This is a genomic window from Flavobacterium sp. W22_SRS_FK3, from assembly GCF_052113665.1.
Taxonomy (GTDB): domain Bacteria; phylum Bacteroidota; class Bacteroidia; order Flavobacteriales; family Flavobacteriaceae; genus Flavobacterium.
In genome coordinates this window covers 125,451-147,787 of record NZ_JBGQOF010000003.1, presented here as the reverse complement: position 1 = coordinate 147,787, position 22,337 = coordinate 125,451, and the positions used below count along the sequence as shown (strand labels likewise).

General features: G+C 33.3%; 15 protein-coding genes. 9 read left to right on the top strand and 6 right to left on the bottom strand.

Annotated elements, in window-relative coordinates; translation table 11 throughout:
• Nucleotides 1-96: 96 nt before the first annotated feature.
• From ACEN2I_RS03810 to ACEN2I_RS03795, 4 genes are all read right to left on the bottom strand, one after another.
• On the bottom strand, nucleotides 97-579 hold the full coding sequence (locus ACEN2I_RS03810) for a 3'-5' exonuclease (RefSeq protein WP_441764792.1): 483 nt from the start codon (nucleotides 577-579) through the stop codon (nucleotides 97-99).
• Between the two features lie 121 nt (nucleotides 580-700).
• Nucleotides 701-3,019: a translocation and assembly module lipoprotein TamL gene (gene tamL / locus ACEN2I_RS03805; RefSeq protein ID WP_441764791.1), complete on the bottom strand. Its 2,319-nt coding sequence runs from the start codon at nucleotides 3,017-3,019 to the stop codon at nucleotides 701-703.
• Nucleotides 3,003-8,087 carry a translocation/assembly module TamB domain-containing protein gene (locus tag ACEN2I_RS03800; RefSeq protein WP_441764790.1) on the bottom strand — a complete coding sequence of 1,695 codons (5,085 nt, stop codon included), beginning with the start codon at nucleotides 8,085-8,087 and terminating at the stop codon, nucleotides 3,003-3,005. The genes tamL and ACEN2I_RS03800 overlap by 17 nt, the downstream gene beginning before the upstream one ends.
• A 161-nt stretch (nucleotides 8,088-8,248) precedes the next feature.
• Nucleotides 8,249-9,199, bottom strand: coding sequence for a GSCFA domain-containing protein (locus ACEN2I_RS03795; protein ID WP_441764789.1), 951 nt, complete (start codon nucleotides 9,197-9,199; stop codon nucleotides 8,249-8,251).
• Nucleotides 9,200-9,432: 233 nt separating this feature from the next.
• Between ACEN2I_RS03795 and ACEN2I_RS03790 the strand changes: the two genes are divergently transcribed.
• On the top strand, nucleotides 9,433-11,178 hold the full coding sequence (locus ACEN2I_RS03790) for an ABC transporter ATP-binding protein (protein ID WP_441764788.1): 1,746 nt from the start codon (nucleotides 9,433-9,435) through the stop codon (nucleotides 11,176-11,178).
• A gap of 170 nt (nucleotides 11,179-11,348) precedes the next feature.
• Here ACEN2I_RS03790 and ACEN2I_RS03785 read toward each other — a convergent pair whose 3' ends face one another.
• Together ACEN2I_RS03785 and alaS are read right to left on the bottom strand one after the other, a co-directional pair.
• Entirely contained in the window at nucleotides 11,349-11,726 is a 378-nt protein-coding gene (locus ACEN2I_RS03785) for a GxxExxY protein (RefSeq protein ID WP_441764787.1), read from the bottom strand.
• A gap of 106 nt (nucleotides 11,727-11,832) precedes the next feature.
• Complete coding sequence (gene alaS, locus ACEN2I_RS03780) at nucleotides 11,833-14,469, bottom strand: alanine--tRNA ligase (protein WP_441764786.1); 2,637 nt, start codon at nucleotides 14,467-14,469, stop codon at nucleotides 11,833-11,835.
• 260 nt (nucleotides 14,470-14,729) lie between these two features.
• Between alaS and ACEN2I_RS03775 the strand changes: the two genes are divergently transcribed.
• The 8 genes from ACEN2I_RS03775 (at nucleotide 14,730) to ACEN2I_RS03740 (ending at nucleotide 22,254) form a co-directional block, all read left to right on the top strand.
• Nucleotides 14,730-15,707 carry a M23 family metallopeptidase gene (locus tag ACEN2I_RS03775; protein ID WP_441764785.1) on the top strand — a complete coding sequence of 326 codons (978 nt, stop codon included), beginning with the start codon at nucleotides 14,730-14,732 and terminating at the stop codon, nucleotides 15,705-15,707.
• A gap of 46 nt (nucleotides 15,708-15,753) precedes the next feature.
• On the top strand, nucleotides 15,754-16,086 hold the full coding sequence (locus tag ACEN2I_RS03770) for a MerR family transcriptional regulator (RefSeq protein ID WP_110308615.1): 333 nt from the start codon (nucleotides 15,754-15,756) through the stop codon (nucleotides 16,084-16,086).
• A 37-nt stretch (nucleotides 16,087-16,123) separates the two neighbouring features.
• On the top strand, nucleotides 16,124-16,705 hold the full coding sequence (locus ACEN2I_RS03765; protein WP_441764784.1) for a LemA family protein: 582 nt from the start codon (nucleotides 16,124-16,126) through the stop codon (nucleotides 16,703-16,705).
• A gap of 88 nt (nucleotides 16,706-16,793) precedes the next feature.
• Entirely contained in the window at nucleotides 16,794-17,231 is a 438-nt protein-coding gene (locus ACEN2I_RS03760) for a TPM domain-containing protein (protein WP_441764783.1), read from the top strand.
• Nucleotides 17,232-17,234: 3 nt separating this feature from the next.
• Complete coding sequence (locus ACEN2I_RS03755) at nucleotides 17,235-18,056, top strand: TPM domain-containing protein (protein WP_441764782.1); 822 nt, start codon at nucleotides 17,235-17,237, stop codon at nucleotides 18,054-18,056.
• A gap of 63 nt (nucleotides 18,057-18,119) precedes the next feature.
• Nucleotides 18,120-18,533 carry an RrF2 family transcriptional regulator gene (locus ACEN2I_RS03750; RefSeq protein ID WP_441764781.1) on the top strand — a complete coding sequence of 138 codons (414 nt, stop codon included), beginning with the start codon at nucleotides 18,120-18,122 and terminating at the stop codon, nucleotides 18,531-18,533.
• A 246-nt stretch (nucleotides 18,534-18,779) separates the two neighbouring features.
• A complete protein-coding gene (locus ACEN2I_RS03745; RefSeq protein ID WP_441764780.1) occupies nucleotides 18,780-21,323 on the top strand; it encodes a TonB-dependent receptor in 2,544 nt (847 codons plus the stop codon).
• Between the two features lie 184 nt (nucleotides 21,324-21,507).
• Nucleotides 21,508-22,254: a DUF2490 domain-containing protein gene (locus tag ACEN2I_RS03740; RefSeq protein WP_441764779.1), complete on the top strand. Its 747-nt coding sequence runs from the start codon at nucleotides 21,508-21,510 to the stop codon at nucleotides 22,252-22,254.
• The last annotated feature ends 83 nt before the right edge of the window (nucleotides 22,255-22,337 follow it).

Below are 22,337 nucleotides of genomic sequence, written 5' to 3'. Positions count from 1 at the left end.
TTTATACTTTTATATTAGTTTTACAACATTTAAAAGTACAAAAAAAATAGTATTATTATTACAATTAACATGTATTCATTTAAAAATTATAAGAAATCATCTTAATAAATATAATTTTGCGCAAGCTCTGGCATCAGATAATGCTTCATGATGATTAAGCTGAATTTTCATTTCACGGCAACAATCACTCAATTTAGTAGGTTTAAAACCTTTAGCTTTGTAGATTTTTACGGTACATTCCCATCTATTGGCAATATTTAAATCATCGTAATTTAAGCCGTAAAGTGCCATCGATTTAATCAAAACATTACGGTCAAAACTTTCGTTGTGAGCTACTATTACCCTATTTTTCAAACGTTTTTCTATTTCAGGATACACCTGCAAAAAAGATTTTGCATTTACAGTATTTTGAGGATATATTCCGTGAACCTGAATTGTAAAAGGATTGTATTCATTATTAGGCGGCTTGATTAAAGTAACAAACTCATCTGTAATAATTCCGTTTTCTACAGTCACGATTCCAACGGAACAAGGATGATAAGCTGTTGCCGTTTCAAAATCTATAGCAGTAAATGTCAATTTGATTTAATATTTAAGATTCATAATTTAAGTGCAGCTTTTCAAAAACAACTTTCGAAAATGCAAATTTAAAGCTTATACTGACTTTTTAAAGTAAAATCATTTTATTTCTTAGATAATACTAGAACGGATACCCAATCGCAATATTTAGAATCAAATTTTCTTTTCTCCATGATCCGCTTCCAAAATTAATATCATCAATAACCCATCTTTCATTTTCAGGTAAATATGGTTTTCTTAAAGGAAATGCCAAATCTGTTCTTAAAATAAAAAACGATACATCGAATCGTAAACCAACACCTGCTCCTACGGCAATTTCTTTCATAAAATCTTTGGATATTTCGGCTCCTGGTTTATTTGGATCAGCATTTAAAAGCCAAATATTTCCAGCATCAATAAATGCTGCTCCTTTTACAATGCTAAAAAGTTTTGCTCTGTATTCGGTACTAAACTCTAATTTTAAATCTCCAGATTGATCTGGCAGATAATTGTTTGTTGTCTCTGTGTTAATATAGCTTCCCGGACCAATTGACCTTGCTCTAAAGGCCCGAATACTATTTGTCCCTCCCACTACAAATTGTTTTGATGTTGGCAAGACTCCTGAATTCCCATAAGGAATCCCAGCTCCTACAATAATCCTGCTGGCTAATTGACTTTCCTTCCCGAGTTTTAAATAATGCCTGAAATCACCTTTAAATTTAGCGTATTGGCTAAATGGAACATCAAATATTTTAATGGTATCATTTTTTTTGACATTAGCGCCCGTAATTAACCCCGTTAAGTTTCCTGCCAAATCTGCTTCTCCATTAAAATAAAACGTGTTTTTTTTACGCTTTTGCATCGTATTGGTGTAAGTATAAGTGTAAGTGGGACCAAAAATTAATTGTTTCTCGATAACCTTTTTTAACGATTCATCGTTTTCAGCATCAGCTAAATATTCTGCTGTGACATGATTTGGACTCACATACGTAATGTCCATGACGTTTAATTGATGTTCTTTTCGAATATTCTCTTTCCATAAATAGCCAAACGATGTTTTAAACGAATTTAAACCATACAATTGCGTTCTGTTTTGATATTCGTATCGGACCGTTGCTTTTGTTCTTGGCACATATTCACTCGAGCCTTCCAAATGTAAAAAAGGTATGATAAACCTTGGCCAGGTTAAACTGGTTTCCGTTCCTAATTTGTAAATATTCTTTCCATTATTAGCTCCTGAAAGCTGGAAATCAGCACCTCCAAAAACGGAGACCGTAAGTAATTCAGCTCCGCGAAATAAATTTCTGTTATTCCAGTTTACGTTAATTTCTGTACCGGTATAACTGGCAGAATTGGTTTTTGCCAAAACCTCAACACGAATAAATTTTTTAGGCAAAAGTGTTAAGTAATAATAGGAATCCAAAGTCTTCGGTAAGCTGTCTGAAGGCTTGAATTCATTTTTTACAAAACTAAAAGTACCTAAATTAACAAAACGATTCAATGTCAAATTGTGATCTTTTCTATTATAAAGATCTCCCTTTTTAAAATAAATTGTTCTGTCAAAAACTCTCGGTTTAAAAGTATTTGCTGTGTCGATAATCGTGAAATCTTTGTACTTCACAATATCTTCAGGTTTGTATTTCAGACTATCTTTTGAAATAGCAAAATTGGGATACACAATGATTTTATTAATTTTATAAGCTGTTAGTGCTTTTGGCGGTGCATCATCTTTAATTACCAGTTTAATTCTTACTTCGTGATCCCCTTTACTGCTGTCTACCTTCGCTAAAATATAGTCCGGATTAAAGTAATAATAGCCGCGTTCTTTAAGTCTTGTATCTATACGTTCGCGCTCGGCTTTAATAATATCCAAATCATAAGGTTTACCCACTTTTAATAAACTTCTTCGGCTGGATCTGCCAATGATTTTCGATATTGCCAAAGAGTCGTCAGGAAAAGTAACACTCTTAATTATATATTGCTTTTTTGGTACAACTGTATATTCGGCTGTTGCTCTTTTATTTTTAGCGGTAGAGTCGGCACTGACACGGGTTTTAAAGTACCCTCTGTTCTCCGTAAAATTTCTCAGTACTGATGCATTATAATCTAAATCGACTTTACTAAAAAGTACAGGTGGTTCTCCTACTTTTGTACGCAGCCAATACCTAATTCCTTTTTCCTTTTTAGGTTCCCCGGCAATATTATAAATCCATAATTTAGGACGTAATCCTAAAATTCTTTTATTTGGCTTTGGGCGCAATAAATCTTCCAGCTGGTTCTCTAGTTCTTTTCTTTCTTTCTTTTTAATCACAGAATCTTTTACCGTAACAGAACTGCCTGTGTACAATAACTCACCTTCTGGGAGATATTTTGTGTTACTGCATCCAAAAACAAAAAATAAGGAAAGCGCAATAAAATATCTGATAGTTTCTTCTTTTATATGGCTATGTTTTTTGATCATTTCCTTCGGTTTTATTTTCTTCTTTCTCCTTTTCTTCTTGCTCTTTGAGTTTTTTTCTTTCCTTACGCAATTTCTCTTCCCTGATGATTTCTTTTTCTGCTTCTGTTCGATGAAAAAGCTCTCTGAATTTATTATAACTCATGGTTATAATAAATGCAATACCTGTTTCGATTACCTGTCCTTCGACTGCTACCTGGTATTCATTTTTTCGATAAGCACGAAGCATATAACGACCATCTTTTGTAAGCATATAATCTATTGCCACATCACCTGCAATGTTACTGCTTTCTTCATTTGCGCGCTCCTGGCCTTCCACAGCAAAACTGCTGCCAACAGTAACCTTCAAACGGTCGTCTAAAAGTTTTTTAGAAACACCAACATTCAGATCTGTTCTGTTTTCTCTGGTTCCTGTAGTATAATCATCAGTAGATTCCAAATCAAATTCTAACTGTACTCCGGATATTAATTCTCCAGCTAAATCATTCAATTGCTGTGAAAGAATTTTACTTACACTTTGTCTGGCTAATGATTCTGCACTTGTGCCGCCGCTCTCGCTAGCAAATGGGTTTTCCCCAATAAATCGATTCAACAATAAAAGGGCAAATACCTGTTTATTTAATTCAGCCGGTTCCTGACGCAATTGTTCCAGTTTTGTTCGGGACATATCAACAATATTCGATGAAACGCCATAATTACCTTCAGGAAGTATAATGTCAAAGGTGATTTCAGGTTTTAATAATTCGCCATTCATTTTCAAATGGGTCTGAAATGGAATCTTCTGCTTAAAGGTGTTTTTTTCTGTTGGACTCAGTGTACCTAACTGATTTCCTAATAAATCTATTGGTGCTGTTTCTACTTTATAGATTGCTGTAATATTTAAATTTGCCATGGTTGGCTCGCCATTCCAGATGATGTAGCTTCCTTTTTGAATATCAAATTTTCTTCGGATCATATTGAAATTCATTTCATACGCGCCATCTGAAAATTCATATTTACCAGTTAAAGTTGTTTTTCCTGATGGATCAATTCCGCCGGTAAGTTCAGCCTCACCTTTTAAATTCAGATAATCACCATTTCCTTTATCTATTACCAAAGTAAGTTCGGCTTCTTTATCAATTGAAATTGCTACGCTTACATCCATACCAATCAACTCAGATTGATTGAGTTTTTCCTTCATCGCCACCGTTTGTTTCAAATACATATTATCTTCGTCTACAAACTCGACAATTCCTTCTCTGTCTGCAATTGAAGGGTCTGATTGCGGTAAAACAACGCTGAATTTAGTTTCGTCTTTGATTTTAATATTTCCGTCTATAACAGGATTTTCAAGTGTTCCTTTAATATTCAGTTTCGTATCTAAAATTAAATCACCATAAAATAAATCATTGTCTTTTTCTTTAGAATGTATCGCTCTGAAGTCATCAGCTATAACGGTCAGACCGAAATCAAAGTTGGTATAATCTGCCGATTTAATAGTTCCGTTTATTGTTAGTTCGTTATCATTTTCGTCTTTAAATGTGAAACTATTAAATGTAATTACATCATTTTGGAGTGTGATTTTTTCATCACCTGTTTTAAAATACGAATTGAATTTAGTTACTCTGAAACCAGCATCATTAAAATTCAATTCGCCATTCACTTGTGGTGCGCTGGCATTCCCTGTGATCTTAAAATTTCCGGATAAGTAACCTGTTCCTTCTTTAATATTATCCATACTAAATCCCTGAACACTTTTGATATTCAATTTATTCAAATCAACATTAAAGTCCATATTTCCATCAGCGATACTGTACGTTCCTGTAAGTTTAACGTCATTATCTTCTCCGGTAAGCGCTACATCAGCATTTAGTACATTATTCGTTTTATTATCGACTTTAACCCCAATATCACCAACAGGCTCTCCTTTAAAGGCAAAATCATCTATTTTTATGTCTGCTGTTAAAGTTGGTTTTGTCATTACATTTTCAGCAACGGCACTTCCATTGATTAAACCTTGCATCAATAATTTGTCTTTTTTGACAATATTCATAATGGTCTCGATTTTGAAGTTTACAAAATCAAGCTGAAGTGGTGCATTATCCTGATTCCCTTGTGATTGAATTTTAAGTTCATTACCAGAATTCTCTAAAAAAAATTTATTGATATAAAGTTGTTTTGCTCCAAATTCAACGGCATTTTCAGGATCGATGTTCCATTTGTCATAATTCAGCACGAAATTTTCTGCATCAATTTTAAAGATGTTTTTAGAATCTTCGGCTTTAAATTCTCCTGCAATAAAATACTGTTGTTTGTCTTTGGCATCTTTTACTTCTAATGCATATTCCAAAATATTATTTTCGACTTTTCCTGATAAACTCGTGAACGGAATTTTTAAAGAACCGCTTTCAATTGTCGCAACAGAAATTTGGTATTCCAAGGCATTTTCTTTGGCTTCAATATTAATTTTGCCATCTGAGATAGTATTATCTGCATACACGATTCTCGGAATCGTTCCTTTTATTTCTAAAGAATCGGTTACGTTATTGTATTTTCCTTCAATTTTAACAGGCTCTAAACCAGTTAATTTTGGAACCAGTCTAAAGAGAATCGGATCGTTATCAACCATTAGCGTGAAAGCCAAACGTTGCTCATCAGATTCTCCATTTACCTTTGGGTTTTTTAAATCGATGTATTTAGAAAGTGATTTTTTTATAGCTGAAACTAAAGTCGTCAATTTGTATTTTCCATCCACTTCAGCTTTCAAAAATTGAGAAGAGATTTTGATATTATTTCTGCTTTCATCTGAAAAAGCAATTACTCGAACCGAATCTAAAACAATTGGTTCTGCATCCTGTAAAACCTGAACATTTGAAAGAAACACTTTTCCGTTTAAAAAATTGGGATTACTATTGGCGATATCAGCATCAACATTTCCGCGTAATTTCATTGGCCCGGCGTGGAGATGTAATTTTTCTAAATCGGCAATGTCAAGGTTTAATTTTAATTTTATTGACGGATATTTTTCTTTGGTATTTCCGCTTGCTGTTAAATCAAAATTTAAATTCGGGTCTTTCATTCCTGATTTTACTGCGAATGATCCGTTTTCAATATTTCCTTTTAAAGCTAAATCTCTATAGGTATATTTATTAAAAACCGCTTTATTTACCAAACCATCAAAATCTGCCTGAGCCGTTTTTGGATCTAAACCTTTGCCTTTTACTTTCGCTTTAAGCGTAATTTTCCCAATCGAATCATTTTTGATTAATCGGCCTAAATCAAAATCTAATAAATAAACGGTTGCATCGTATTTCTCTCTTTTTTTAAAACGCTGATCAAATAAAGCATCGACTTTTGCATTTCCAAAACTGCTGTTTAAAGCCAGGTTCGTTTTGAAATTCTGCACCGAGCCTTTGAATTTTCCCTGCAGACTCAACTGAGAAGGTAATTGAATATTTTTTGGAATTGTTCCCGCCGGCACAAACGAATAAATATCTTTTGAAGTGCTTGAAAGTTTCTTGATATCTAAATCGTAATAGGCTTTTTGAGCATCAGGTAATCCTTTGATTTTGCCAGAAAGGGAAATTTTTGTGGTTCCAATTCCACTCATTTCAAATTGCGGAATAGTCAACTCTTCTATTTTTCCGTTTACACGTGTATTCACATATAAAATAGCGTTCGGATTATCTTTAAAGGGATTTGTTTTCTGCAAATCAGGTGCAAATAATAAAACATCTTTAAAGCCAACTTTAGAGTCTTTTAAATTTGCATCTATAGAAAGATTTCCTAAATCTTTTTTTAGTGAACTAAGAGAAGTATAAGTGACTTTAATTTTATTTTGAAGAAGCGTTTGCGGTGTTCTGACATATAAGTTTTCAAGTGACGCCTTCTTAGTGCTATAAAAGAAATTTGTTTTCAAAGACTGAATCTCAAGTCCACGTTTTTCATTAGCGGTAAGCGATTTTATATTTCCGAAAATGGTATCGTTTCCATAATATATTTTTTCGGCTTTAAGATTGATAGCACTTAAATCTAAGTGACTGTAATCAATTCCCTTTTGAATGGGTTTGGACTTCATATCATCAAATTTGAAAGCTACATTTTGAATATCAACATCTTTAAGTTTTACTTTCCAACCCGATTGTTTTATTGCAGTGGTATCTAAACTTGGCGATTTAATTTGTTTGTCTTTGGTACCTAATCGTAAATTTCCTTTTAAGTTTTTTAATTCGAAAGAATCAAAATCTAAAAACTGCTTGTTCAGATCAATTTCATTCACTGTCAAATCTAAGTATCCCAGCTTTATTCCGGAATCTAATTTTGAATCTTTGTTGTCATAAGAAACATCAATTTTTGATAAACTGATTTTGTTTAATTTTAGTTTGAAATCTTTCCTCTTAGAAATTGTATCTACTGTTTCAACAGAAACTTCAGCAATTTTTTCTACATCATCCTGATCTAAAACTAATTTTAATCCATTTAAATTAATATTCGGAATATCAAAATTCATTTTATCCAAATCGAAATTATTGAATTTAGTGTCAAAATGGGTCAGTTTCACACCTATATCATTTCTTTCAAAATCATCTTTAAAATTGAATCGAATGTTATCCAGATTAACTTTTACTACTGAAATCTTGAAAGGTTTAGCGTTTGGATCTTTTGGTTCATTCGAATCAAATGCATTTATGATATAGTCGAAATTAAAAACCCCTTCTTTATTTCTGGAAATATTTGCAGTGGTATTTTCTAAAGAAACTGAGTTAATTTCAAGTTCACTGCTTGCCAATTTAAACAAATCTATATCAACTTCTAAACGTTTTCCGGCCAGTAAAGTGTCTCTTTTTTGATCTTCAAAATAGAAACCTTCCAGCACTACATCTTTAGGGAATTTGATTGAAATATGATCTAATGAAACTTTAGTCTTAATCTTTTTATGCAGATAAGTAATCGCTTTGTCCTTAACGAAATTCTGAACCGAAGGAACCTGAATTAAAATAATGAGAAGAAGTAAAAGTGCAATTACCGAACCCACGCACCAAAGCAGTATACGTAGTGTTTTTTTAAAAAAATGAATTGTTTTCGTATTCATGCGTCAATAAAACACGTTAGATTAGGATTGCGTTATTACAAAGCTGTATTTCTACAGTGTACAAAATTGGAAAATTTATACTCTAACAATTTACATAATTACACGCAATTATTCTAAAATTTTACGTATAAATAATTATTTTCTTACTTATTTTATAATGCTTAAAATTTAATATGAGGCCACTTTTGTTCTAAAAAGTTAATTTTTTGCTGAAGTTTAGCTAAAAATTTCTGATGTTGCTCTGATTCCGGATTGAAGCTTCGGTGGCGGAGACTTTTTTGTATTTCTTCAATTTCCTGCATCGTCAAAAAGCTGTTTTCGGCAATATAGTTTTCACTGAATTTATGCCAGATGTAATCTATCGCTACCTGATTTGGGTGCAACATATCTTGAGCATAAAAGCGATAATCACGGAGCTCGTCCATCATAATTTCGTAAGAAGGAAAATAGTTGATGGTTGATAGTTGATGGTTGATGGTTTTGTGCAATGCAGTAAACAAATGTGATTTGCTTAATTGATTTTCTGTAAAACCGTCTTTGATATGACGTACGGGTGAAATCGTAAAGATGTAGTGTATGTTTGGGTTTAAAACCTGAATTAAATCGATAGTATTTTGAATGCTTTTCTGAATTACATCCACAGGTAATAATTCTTTTGAAAATTGTTTTTGAGGCACTTTATGGCAGTTGGCAACTACTTCATCACTTTCAATATTTCTGTAAATCCACGAAGTTCCATACGTAATAATTATATGTGTCGCTTCTTGTATTTTTTTATGGGTTTCTGAAATCGCTTTATTTAAAGTTTCCAGTAATTCTTCCCTGTCTGAATTACTTAAATCTGAATGTACTTCAAAACAATGCCAGCGTTCGTTATGAAAGAAAACGTCTTTTTCTGTAAACCATTTTTCCTGAATGGTTCTTTCTATTATTTTTTCAATCGAAACCGGATTAAAAATTATCCCAAACGGATTGGTTACATTTTGAAACTTAAAATAATCAAATTTCCCCGCCATATTTTCTGCAAAACAAGAACCAAAAGAAAGTATCTTCGAATTATAATCGATTGGATTATTGGTTTTTGAAATTGGTATTTGGGTTCTGAATTGCATAAAATGTAGTTTTAAACAAATTTAGAAATTACTGACGACTCTTTAATAGAATTTACAAAAAGAAAAAAAACGTACAAAGTGGTAAAGTTTTAAATCTGCATCTTTATGTAAAATTCAACCCAAATTCAAAGCTTTACGAAAATAAATTATATTAGGTTTTTAATAACATAAATCAACTTTACGAACTAAAACAATTCACTACTTTTGCATCTTCCATAAATTTAAATTCATCTATGAAATTATTATACTCCTATATAGTCAAACATAAAATGCTTTTATTTTTTGCTTTGATTATGGCTACCATAAACATTTGTTTCAGTTTATCAGACTCAATTATTACCGGTAAATTAATGCAGGACTGCGGTGTTGGTCTGGCGAAATACAAAGGAAACGAAATGGGCTTTATCAAATCTTTATCCTTTTGGCTTGGACTTTCACTTGGTGCCGCGATGATTTCGAGAATTACCAAAAACTTTCAGGATTATTTTACCAATGTTGTTATTCAGCGAACCGGCGCCCAAATGTATACAGACGGAATCAAGAAATCTCTCGATTTGCCTTTTGCCGAATTTGAAGACCAACGCAGTGGCGAAACCTTGAGCAAATTAACCAAAGTACGTTCTGATTCTGAAAAACTAATCACACTTTCGATTTCTTTGATTTTTCAAACTGTAATCGGATTTGTATTTGTAATCGTTTATGTTGCCCAAATTGATTACCGTATTTCGATTATCTTTTTAATTACCGCTCCAATTATTGCTTTAGTAAGTTCGTATTTGGGTAAAAAGATTAAAATTGTTTCCAAGAAAATCGTCAATCAAACCAATGCTTTGGCCGGTTCAACAACAGAAAGTTTACGAAATATTGAACTGGTGAAAAGTCTTGGATTAACGTATCAGGAAGAAAAACGTCTGAATTTAAATACCTTTAAAATTCTGCATTTGGAATTGGAGAAAATCCGTTTTATCAGAAGTTTAAGTTTTATTCAGGGAACTACGGTTCATTTTTTAAGAACCTGCGTTGTTTTTACTTTGTACTATTTCTTATTTGGAAATAAAATTATTGTGGGAGATTTACTGACCATGGTATTTTTTACTTTTTTCATTTTTGGTCCTCTACAGGAATTAGGAAACTTTATTATTGTAGTCAACGAGACGAAAGTGTCGATGGAAAATTTCAAAACTTTACTGAGTGCGCCGAAGGAATTCCGCCCAAAAAACCCAAAACATGTGGGAGCAATTCAGTCATTGTTATTTTCGAATGTAAGTTTCAAACATAAAACAGCAAAATTTAAAGCGGTTGAAAATATTAATTTCGAAATCAAACAAGGGCAGACTGTCGCATTTGTTGGCCCTTCGGGATCAGGGAAAACAACTTTGGTTAAATTATTAGTTGGATTATACATTCCCGCAGAAGGTCAGGTTTTATATAATGATATTGATTCAGCCGAGATTGATTTATTGGATTTAAGAAAACAATTAGGTTTTGTAACCCAGGATGCCCAGTTATTCTCCGGAACAATTCGTGAAAATTTATTGTTTGTAAAACCAAATGCAACCGATGAAGAAGTTTATGATGCCTTAAAAAGAGCCAGCTGTGAAAAATTACTCATACGTGCCGAAGATGGATTAAATACCACTATTGGCGAAGGTGGAATTAAAGTTTCAGGCGGAGAAAAACAGCGTTTGTCTATTGCCCGGGCAATTTTAAGAAACCCAAATTTATTGATTTTTGATGAAGCTACTTCCGCTTTAGATTCGATTACCGAAGAAGAAATTAACGCAACAATCAGAAATATTTCAGATAAAAACAGAATCACGGTTTTAATCGCACATCGCTTATCAACTGTAATGCATGCAGATAAGATATTTGTTTTGGAACAAGGTAAAATCATCGAGCAAGGAAAACACGAAGATTTAATTTTAGAAAAAGGTTTGTATTACGCTATGTGGCGTCAGCAAATTGGAGAGAGAAAGTAAGAGCTTTTTTTAATATCGCAAAGACGCAGAGTCGCAAAGTTTTTTTTTAATGCTTTGCGACTTTTTGTTTTACATAAGATTTTAATTTTGAAAAAAGAAAAAAAAATCGCGCAAAGGTGCAGAGCCGCAAAGTTTTTGACTTGAACTTTTACTCATTTTTTAAGAATAACCTAAAGATTATTAACAATTCTTGTAATACCAAACTTAATCAAAGGCACATTAAAATTTATCAGCAAACCTAATTTTATTTTGGTAATTTTCAAATAGGTCATAATTTGTTTCGCATGAACTTCTGTTATTTTTTCAATTGATTTAATTTCTAAAATCAATTTATTTTCAACTATTAAATCGGTTCGAAAACCAATATCAAGTTTCATTTCATCCCAAAAAACGGGCAGAGTTTTTTGTCTTTCTACAAATAATCCTTTTTTAGTTAATTCATAATATAAAATTGCTTTACAAACCGATTTCAACAAGCCGGTGCCAAGTTTTACATGCATTTTATAACAGATATCAACCACAATAGCTGAAATTTCATTTTCAGTCATACTTAAAAAACTAAAGTATAGAGTTACAAATATAACTTTCTAAAAAAAAATCGCAAAGCTTAAAAAACTTTGCGACTCTCAGTCTTTGCGCGATTAAAAACAGCTGTTATTTCACAAAATCAATTGCATGAACCAAAGCTTCTTTAATTCCGTTTGCATTCTTTCCTTTTCCAGAAGCGAAGAAAGGCTGACCTCCTCCATTTCCTTCAATATATTTTCCTAATTCTTTGATAACCGCATTTGCATTTAAGCTTTTGCTTGCAACCAATTCTTTAGCGATGTAACAATGAATATTTGGCAATCCATCTTCTACAGAAGCTAAAAACACGAATGAATCTGGTTTTGAACTTCCCAATGCTGAAGCTAAATCTTTTGTCGAAGCCATGCTTAAATCAACTTGTTTGGCAAGGAAATTTACGCCCTTTACTTCTTGGAAATCTTTTTCTAATTCAGCTTTTAAAGCGCCTACTTTTTCTTTTAACAATTGCTCTACTTGTTTTTTCAGTTTTGCATTATCGTCCTGTAAAGAAGTCACTGATTTTAAAATATCCTGTGGATTTTTTAATGTCTCTTTTATTTCAGCTAAAGTAATCTCCTGATTCTGATAGAAGTCTTTTACCGCATCACCAGTAATTGCTTCAATACGACGAATGCCGGCTGCAACTGCTCCTTCAGAAATGATTTTGAAATGCCAGATTTCTGCCGTGTTTTTTACGTGAATTCCACCACAAAGTTCTTTACTTTCTCCAAATTCAATCATACGAACATTATCACCGTATTTTTCTCCAAATAAAGCCATTGCACCTTTGTGCAATGCCTCTTTAATCGGAATGTTTCTGTGTTCTACCAATTGCAATTGTGCTTCAATTTGCGCATTTACACTTGCTTCAACCTGACGTAATTCTTCATCAGAAACTTTGCTGAAATGAGAAAAGTCAAAACGCAAATAATTTGGATTTACCAACGATCCTTTTTGCTCCACATGCGTTCCTAAAATACTTCTTAAAGCTAAATGCATTAAGTGCGTAGCCGAGTGATTTTTAGAAGTTGAACTTCTTAAATCGGTATTGACTTTTGCAGCAAAACCAGCTTGTATATTTTCTGGTAATTGTTTTGCAAAATGCAAAATCAAGTTGTTTTCTTTTTTTGTATCGATGATTTCGATGGTCTCGTTTGCAGAAACCAACGTTCCTTTGTCACCCACTTGTCCTCCACCTTCTGGATAAAAAGGCGTATTATCTAAAACAATTTGGTATAAAATTCCATCTTTTTTAGAATCTACTTTACGAATTCTAGTGATTTTTACTTCGTTTTCTGTTTGATCATAGCCTACAAAAGTTTCTACGTTTCCTGGAATCAAAACCGACCAATCTTCTGTTGAAACTTCGGATGCTGCACGCGAACGGTTTTTTTGTTCCTGCATTGAGGCATCAAATTCTGTTTCATTGAAAGACATGTTTTTTTCTTTCAAAATCAAAGCCGTCAAATCTTTCGGGAAACCAAAAGTATCATACAACTCAAATGCTTTTGCTCCAGAAACTTCATTTCCTTTAGTTTGAGCAATAACATTATCCAATAATTGCAAACCTTGATCTAAAGTTCTTAAAAACGAAGCTTCTTCTTCGCGAATTACATTGGTAACCAATTGTTGCTGCGATTTGATTTCTGGGAAAAATTCTCCCATTTGGTTTGCCAGAACTTCTACCAATTTATTGATAAAAGGCTCTTTTGTACCTAAAAATGTAAATCCGTAACGAATAGCACGACGCAAAATTCTACGAATTACATAACCTGCTCCTGTGTTTGATGGTAATTGTCCATCAGCAATGGCAAAAGCAACCGCGCGAACGTGATCTACCACAACCCGAATGGCAATATTGGTTTTATTTTGTTCCTCTGAGATATTTTTTTCCTCATCAGATGTATATTTTAAGCCTGTAATTTGTTCTACTTTTTCAATAAGCGGTGTAAAAACATCGGTATCATAATTGGATGTTTTTCCTTGCAAAGCCATACACAAACGCTCAAATCCCATTCCGGTATCTACATGCTGTGCAGGAAGTTTTTCAAGAGATCCATCAGCTTTACGGTTGAACTCCATGAATACATTATTCCAAATTTCAACTACTTGGGGATGATCATTATTAACTAAACTTTTTCCTGAAACGAATGCTTTTTCAGATTCGGGACGTAAATCAACGTGAATTTCAGAACAAGGTCCGCATGGTCCCTGATCTCCCATCTCCCAGAAATTGTCTTTTTTATTTCCAAGAATAATTCGGTCTTCATCGATTAATGTTTTCCAGATATCCCAAGCTTCCTGATCAAAAGGCACATTATCTTCTTTGCTTCCTTCAAAAACAGAAACATACAAATTTTCTTTTGGAATTTTATATACCTCAGTCAAAAGCTGCCAAGCCCAATTGATGGCTTCTTTTTTGAAATAATCTCCAAAAGACCAGTTTCCTAACATTTCGAACATGGTATGATGGTAAGTGTCAAAACCAACATCTTCAAGATCATTATGTTTTCCTGAAACACGTAGACATTTTTGCGTATCGGCTATTCTTTTACTTTTTGGCGTTCCGTTTCCTAAAAAATATTCTTTAAACTGGGCCATACCCGAGTTATTGAACATAAGAGTTGGATCGTCTTTAAGAACGATTGGAGCCGAAGGAACAATTAAGTGTCCATTGCTTTTAAAAAAGTCTAAAAATTGTTTACGTACGTCTTGTGATTTCATATTTAATTAAGAAAATATATCTTTTATTAATGTGACAATTTATTGATGTGCTAATTTGATAATATGTGAATTAGATAATTTTTGCTTAAAAAATTATCTCTGTTAACAATAAATTACTAAACTAATACATTATCTAATTGACTAAATTATCTAATTATCTAATTGTTTTTTACTTGAAAAAAGGGTCGAACAACTGAAACATTTATTAAATTTGTCCGACTAACTCTTTTACAAGCTGCAAAAATAGGGTATTTTAAAATATGGCGAAAGTAAAATATTATTACGATTCAGAAAATCTGGCTTATACAAAAATTAAAACAAAAAAAAGAATCAAATTTGGTTATGCTTTACTGTTTTTACTGGCTTCAGCACTTTTCGGATTTTTAGTATTTGTACTTTTAATTAACACCCCTTATTTTGAAACACCAAAAGATCGTTTGCAGACCCGAGAAATTGAAAATTTAAAATTACAATATGCTCTTCTGAACAAAAGGCTGGACGAAATTGATAATGTTACTGAAGCATTAGAAGACAGGGACAATAACATCTACAGGACCTATTTTAATAAAAACGCAATACCGGATTCTATCAGAAAATCAGGATTTAGAGACAATGACAGATATAAAAATTTAGAGGGCTATAATAATTCGCAATTGGTATTAAACACAACCAAACGTATTGACAGGCTTTCGAAAGAATTGGCTATTCAGTCGAAATCTTTAGATGATATTTTGAAGCTGGCAAGTACAAAAAAGAATCTATTATTGGCAATTCCTGCCATTCAGCCAGTTCAAAATGAAAATTTAAAACGAATGGCTTCCGGTTTTGGATACAGAATTGATCCTTTCACGAAAGTACGAAAAATGCATAATGGTATGGATTTTACTGCCAAGACAGGTTCACCGATTTATGCAACCGGCGACGGTGTGGTTGCAAGGGCAGACAATTCGGCATCCGGTTTTGGAAACCATATTGTTATCAGGCATGGATTTGGATACGAAAGTTTGTATGCGCATTTAAGCAAATACAACTGCAGACCAGGACAGCGTGTCAAACGTGGAGATGTAATAGGATATGTAGGGAGTACCGGAAGATCTGAAGGTCCTCATTGTCATTACGAAGTGCATAAAGATGGTAAAGTCGTGAATCCGTTAAATTTTTATTACGGAAATATTTCGGCAGTAGAATATGTTGCGATTTCACATTTAGCAAATCAGGAAAACCAATCATTAGATTAATCCTGTAAAAAGTAGTAAGTTTGAATAAAAAAGAAAAATAAAGAGCATGCATATCGAGCTTTCTAAAGATAAAAGATATTTCAGTATTGGCGAAGTGGCCAGAGCTTTTAATGTCAATGCTTCTTTGATACGATTTTGGGACAGCGAATTTGACATCCTGAAACCTAAAAAGAATGCTAAGGGCAACAGAATGTTTACGCCAGAAGATATAACGAATTTACAATTAATCTATCATTTGGTCAAAGAACGTGGTTTTACACTTGAAGGAGCTAAAACACATTTGAAAGAAGGACAAAAGAAAACATTGGATAAATTCGAAATAATACGTAAATTAGAAACCATAAAGACACAATTGACAGAAATTAAAAACGAATTGTAATTAAAATAAATCATAAATAAACTTAAATAAAACAGATATGAAAAAATGGTTAATCCCAGTAGGAATTGTTGTAGTGCTTATCGCTATTATTGCGTTTTGGTCAATTGGAATTAAAAATACGGGTTTAAAATACAATCAGGCAGTTAATAAAGAATGGGGAAATGTACAAACAGCTTACCAAAGAAGAAATGATCTTATTGGAAACTTAGTAAATACAGTAAAAGGAGCAGCAGATTTTGAGAAATCAACTTTAACAGCAGTAATCGAAGCGCGTGCAAAAGCTACAGCTGTAACCATTGATCCAAGTAATGTAACACCAGAACAATTAGCTCAGTTTAATCAGGCGCAAAGCGGAGTATCTTCATCTTTGTCAAGATTATTAGTATCTGTAGAACAGTATCCTACTCTAAAAGCAAACGAAAACTTTCTAAAATTACAAGATGAACTGGCAAGTACTGAAAACCAAATTTTAACAGCAAGAACACGTTTTAATGAAGCTGTTCAGGAATATAATGGCTATATACTTTCTATCCCAAACAAATGGTTCTTAGATTATAAAGAAAAACCATACTTTGAAGCTGTTACAGGTGCAGATAAACCCGTTGAAGTAAAATTCTAAATAAAGATTCAAAATTTTAGATTAACGATTTTTGATTGCAGATTAATCTGAGTCTAAAATCGTTAATCTTCATTTAAAAACAATTTCAATGTCAAAAGTAGAAGATTTTTTAACCCCGGAAGAAGAACTAACAATTGTTGAAGCTATTCGTGTTGCTGAAAAAAATACTTCTGGCGAAATTAGAGTACATATCGAAAAAACAACTTCTAAAATTCCTCTCGACCGGGCTTTAGAAGTTTTTTATGAATTAAAAATGAATGAAACCCAACTTCAGAATGGTGTTTTATTCTATTTTGCAATTGAGGATAAAAGCTTTGCTATTTGTGGAGACAAAGGTATAAACGATGTTGTAGAAACCGACTTTTGGGATTGTACCAAAGACAAAATGGTGGAACAATTTAAATCAGGAAACTTTAAGCAAGGCATTGTTGACGGTATTTTGAACGCCGGTGAACAATTGAAAAAATATTTTCCATGGTCTGAAGATGACACCAACGAACTATCTAACGAAATATCAAAAGGATAAATAATGAAGATTTCAAAAAATAAAACATCAAATTACAACAGATTTTTTCAGTTTTCCTTCTTGGTAATAGCGTTATTTATATGTAATAGTATTTTTGCACAATTTGAAATACCTAAAATACCCCAAAAACAAACTTCTGTTTATGACTATGCTAATGTTTTAAACGCATCCGAAAAAACACAACTCGAAGAAAAACTAATTCGCTATTCAGATTCTACCACGACTCAAATTGTAGTGATTACAATTGAAAGTTTAAAAGGCGAAGATGTAAGTCAGTTGGCCACAAAATGGGGGCAAACTTGGGGAATTGGCGGAACAAAGCAAGATGATAACGGTGTAATTATTTTATTGGCTAAAGCCGAAAAGAAAATAGCCATTAATCCTGGATACGGCGTTGAGGATCGTTTGACAGCCGGAATTGGCGGAACAATCATCAGAAATATTATTATTCCGGAATTCAAGGCCGGAAGTTTTTACAACGGACTTGATAAGGGAACTGATGCCATAATTGATGTCTTTAAAGGAAAATTTAAAGGTGAGCGCAAACAAACCAAAGGAAAAGATTTTCCGATCCTGCCTTTTATTGTAATTGTTGTAATTGTTTTAATTTTACTGTCTCGAAATAAAAAAGGCGGCGGAGGAAATTCAGGCAGTAATGGTGGAGGTCCAAGCCTGATGGATGTCATTCTTTTAAGCAGTCTTGGAAGAAGCGGAGGCGGAGGTTTCGGAGGCGGATCATCCGGAGGTGGTTTTGGAGGCGGAGGCTTCGGCGGAGGTTTTGGTGGAGGCGGATTCTCTGGTGGAGGTTCGAGCGGAGGCTGGTAAACTGTCCTTTAATTACGTTTTTTTGTTTCAAGTTTAATAATTTACAATTCATAATAAAAACAGATGTTATCACATAAAGCAAAATATGCCCTTAAGGCTTTACTTTATCTAGCAGAGCAAGATCAGGATCACATTTCTAAAACAATAGAAATTGCTGATGGAGCTAATATTCCTAAAAAGTTTTTAGAACAAATTTTACTGGATCTTAAACGAGGACGTTTTGTGAGCAGTAAGCAGGGAAAATTTGGCGGATATTATCTGATAAAATCTAAAAATGACATTACTTTGGCAGAAATTCACCGTTTATTTGACGGTGCAATTGCACTTTTGCCTTGTGCATCATTAAATTTCTATGAGCCATGTTCTGATTGTAAAACCGAAGAAGAATGCAGTCTGCGCCATGGCTTAATGATCATTCGGGACGAAACTTTAAAAGCAATGCAGAACATTACTATCGCATCACTAATAAAAAAATAAAAAAATATATTTTAAATTCTACTAAATTTATAGAACTTGTGTATATTTGCCGAAAATAATTAGCAAATATTTACAAAATTTAAACCATGAAAGTAAAATTAAGTAAGTCAGGAGTAACAAAAAATCTTTTACAAAAAAATGAAAGCAAGAATTTCACAACAGTGAAAAGATATTCTTTTATAATGTGTATATGCTGGTAAAAAAATTTTAATTTAAATTTTACTAATTACATATACATACTATAAAATGAAAAAATCAATAAAAAATATATTTACAATACTTTTCTTTTTAATCTTCTCGCTATCATTTGCACAAAACGTTGAGGGTACAATAACAACTTCAGAAAATATTCCTTTGGAAGCAGTTAATGTGGTTATAAAAGGAACAACATTTAATACAATCACAGATGCAAGCGGAAAATTCTCCATAGATTCAAAAGGAAAACTACCTTTCACACTTTTGGCTCAGTATGTAGGTTACAAAACTGCAGAAATAGAAGTCACTTCACTACCAATACCTCTATTACAAATACCACTTAAAGAAGAAAATGAACTTATAGAAGTTGTTGTGTCTTCAAGACGCCGAATAGAAAAAGTCCAGGATATTCCAATAGCTGTTTCGGTTATCACTGGTAAACAAGCAGAACAAACAGGCGCTTTTAATGTAAATCGTATAAAAGAGCTGGTACCATCTGTACAACTGTATTCTTCCAACCCACGAAATACCGGAATTAACATTAGAAGCCTTGGTTCTCCTTTTGGTCTTACCAATGATGGAATCGATCCGGGAGTAGGTTTTTATGTCGACGGTGTTTACTATGCACGGCCGGCTGCTACAACATTAGACTTTATTGACATAGAACAAGTTGAAGTTTTGCGTGGCCCGCAAGGAGCTTTATTTGGTAAAAATACCACTTCAGGAGCTTTTAATATTACTACCCGTAGACCGAGTTTTACATCTGGAGCAGATTTTGAAGTAAGTTATGGAAATTATGCATTTCTTCAGGCCAAAGCTTCGGTTACAGGTGCGTTAGGTAAAAAAATAGCAGGCCGACTGTCTTTTTCAGGCACGCAACGTGATGGATTAATCGACAATATAGCAACAGGAAGAGCTACAAACACCTTAAACAATCAGGGAATCAGAGGACAATTACTTTGGACTCCATCAGAAAATACTAATATTATTTTCGCTACTGATATCACAACGCAGCGTCCTGACGGATACGCACAGGTAATTGCAGGTGTTGCGCCAACACAAAGAGCTTCTTACCGTCAGTTTGATGCTATTATTGCCGATTTAAATTACCAGTTACCAAGCAAAAACGCATTCGATCGTAAAATTGACCAGGATACGCCATGGAGATCAAATCAGGATATGGGTGGTGTCTCTCTTAATATTGATACAAAAATTGGAAGAGGAACTTTAACCTCAACAACAGCCTGGCGCTTTTGGAATTGGGATCCATCAAACGACAGGGATTTTACAGGATTACAAGTTTTGGCAAAATCACAAAATCCAACAAGACAAACACAAATAACACAGGAAGTTCGTTATGCTGGTCAGCTTACCTCTAAAATAAGTGGTGTTGCAGGTGTATTTTTTATAGATCAGACCTCACAAACGAATGGTACTGAAGAATCAGGAAATGCGCAATGGCGTTTTTCTCAAAGCACTACAAGTGACTTATGGAAAACCCCAGATCTTTTTGAAGGATACGGAATAAAAACTGATGCCAGAATCAGAGCTTCAAGTGCTGCAGTATTTGGACAGTTAGACTGGGCAGTTACAGAACGTCTACATGTATTACCAGGTTTACGATATAATTTCGATAAAAAAGATGCTGATTATTCACGTACTACATATGGTGGACTTCAGACTGCCGATCCTGCATTAATTGCATTGAAAAAATTAGTTTATACAGATCAGGCTTTTACATCAAACACAGATGACACCGATTTTTCAGGAAATTTAACAGTATCATACAAAGCTTCTGATAAGATTAATGGATATGCTACTTTTGCCAAAAGTTATAAACCGGTTGGTGTAAATGTTGCCGGATTACCTACTCTGGCTGGTGAACCAATTCTTGAACTTGCCGTAATTAAACCAGAAGAAGTAAATCATTATGAAGTAGGAATAAAAACTTCTCCTTTTAAAAATTCAATATTTAACCTGACATTCTTTAATACAGACATTAAAGACTTTCAGACGAACGTTCAGGCTGCAGAATTAGGTGTAAACCGTGGATACCTAGCAAATGCTGATAAAGTACGTGTAAGAGGTGCCGAATTGGATGCCAGTTTTGTTTTTAGCCAACACTTAACTGTAAATGCCGCAGCAACATATACAGATGGTAAATATGTAAGATTCACAAATGCCCCACTTCCATTAGAAGAAACCGGAGCCACAGTAGCCTTTAAAGATGTTTCAGGAACAGATTTACCGGGTGCATCAAGATGGGCAGGATCTTTTGGCGGAGAGCTTTCTGATAATGCAAAATTCTTTGGCAATAGCGGAAAAATATTTTTAGGTCTTGATTCTTTTGCGCGCTCTGAATTTTCATCAAGCCCTTCTGCTTCAAAATACTTAATCGTTCCGGGTTATGCAATTTTTAATGCCCGTTTCGGTTTCCGGGCATCGCAAGGTTTGTCAGTTCACTTCTGGGGGCGTAATCTTTTAAACAAAGATTACTATGAGCAATTATTGCCAGCTGGCGGAAATGCAGGACAATACGCTGCTGTATTAGGAGATCAAAGAACTTACGGAGTTACTTTAAAATATTCTCTATAATATAAATGAGTAAAATTAGTTTGGTTGAATGAGATGCGTTTTTTAATAAGCGTATCTCATTTTTTTATAAATCAACTGTTTATAAATCACAAAATAGCAATTAAAACAAATTTAAAAGCCCAATACTTTTCTTAAAATCATCTCTCATTTGTATATATTCGCTGCTTGAATTTATACCGTATTGATGAAGTTTATCAGATTCCTTTTCTTTTTCGCTATTTTCAGTCAGTTTTCTTTAGCACAAAGCGAAAAAAATATTGAACAGCAAACCTTAACCTGGATTCGATATTACAACATTTTGCCTTTATCTGAAAAATGGGCTTTACATTCAGAATTAGACAATAGAAACTTTGTAAAACCTGTTCTCGAAAATTTATGGCTACTAAGAATGCAGGGAAGATATCGTGTCAATCAGAATATAGATTTAGGCGGAGGATTTACTTTTTTTAATGTAAATACACAAACTCCTCGCGTTGATCCTGATTTTACAGTTCCTGAATACAGAGCGCAACAGGATATAACTTTTATAAATGATATTGTAAAAATTACTTTTCATAACCGTTTTCAGCTCGAAGAACGTTTTATACAAAAAGTAAATAAAACAGAAATATTAAACGATTTTTCATTTTCTTTCCGAATCAGATATCGCTTACAATCAACTTTCACAATTTTGGAAAAAGAAAAAAGAAGCTTAAAAGGAATTATTTCTGATGAAATTTTACTGAATTACGGAAAAGACAACAAGCGAAATACTTTTGATCAAAACCGCATTTATACTGCTTTGCGTTATAATTTAAATCCCAATATTGGTTTAGAATTAGGGTATTTAAAAAGCTTCCAGAGACGTGCAAGCGGTGTAGATTTTTATGATCGCAATATTATTCGTTTTACCGTTTATCATAGAATTAATCGTAAAATTGTAAAAAGTTAGATGTTAGATGTATAGAAAATCCCAAATCAGATTTTAAAGTGATTTGGGATTTTTTATAATTAATTATTAGATTCCTAAATAAG

Coding starts and splice junctions, on each gene's coding strand:
- tamL (WP_441764791.1), bottom strand. CDS start 3,019: ATGATCAAAAAACATAGCCATATAAAAGAAGAAACTATCAGATATTTT.
- ACEN2I_RS03800 (WP_441764790.1), bottom strand. CDS start 8,087: ATGAATACGAAAACAATTCATTTTTTTAAAAAAACACTACGTATACTG.
- ACEN2I_RS03795 (WP_441764789.1), bottom strand. CDS start 9,199: ATGCAATTCAGAACCCAAATACCAATTTCAAAAACCAATAATCCAATC.
- ACEN2I_RS03790 (WP_441764788.1), top strand. CDS start 9,433: ATGAAATTATTATACTCCTATATAGTCAAACATAAAATGCTTTTATTT.
- ACEN2I_RS03785 (WP_441764787.1), bottom strand. CDS start 11,726: ATGACTGAAAATGAAATTTCAGCTATTGTGGTTGATATCTGTTATAAA.
- alaS (WP_441764786.1), bottom strand. CDS start 14,469: ATGAAATCACAAGACGTACGTAAACAATTTTTAGACTTTTTTAAAAGC.
- ACEN2I_RS03775 (WP_441764785.1), top strand. CDS start 14,730: ATGGCGAAAGTAAAATATTATTACGATTCAGAAAATCTGGCTTATACA.
- ACEN2I_RS03770 (WP_110308615.1), top strand. CDS start 15,754: ATGCATATCGAGCTTTCTAAAGATAAAAGATATTTCAGTATTGGCGAA.
- ACEN2I_RS03765 (WP_441764784.1), top strand. CDS start 16,124: ATGAAAAAATGGTTAATCCCAGTAGGAATTGTTGTAGTGCTTATCGCT.
- ACEN2I_RS03760 (WP_441764783.1), top strand. CDS start 16,794: ATGTCAAAAGTAGAAGATTTTTTAACCCCGGAAGAAGAACTAACAATT.
- ACEN2I_RS03755 (WP_441764782.1), top strand. CDS start 17,235: ATGAAGATTTCAAAAAATAAAACATCAAATTACAACAGATTTTTTCAG.
- ACEN2I_RS03750 (WP_441764781.1), top strand. CDS start 18,120: ATGTTATCACATAAAGCAAAATATGCCCTTAAGGCTTTACTTTATCTA.
- ACEN2I_RS03745 (WP_441764780.1), top strand. CDS start 18,780: ATGAAAAAATCAATAAAAAATATATTTACAATACTTTTCTTTTTAATC.
- ACEN2I_RS03740 (WP_441764779.1), top strand. CDS start 21,508: ATGAAGTTTATCAGATTCCTTTTCTTTTTCGCTATTTTCAGTCAGTTT.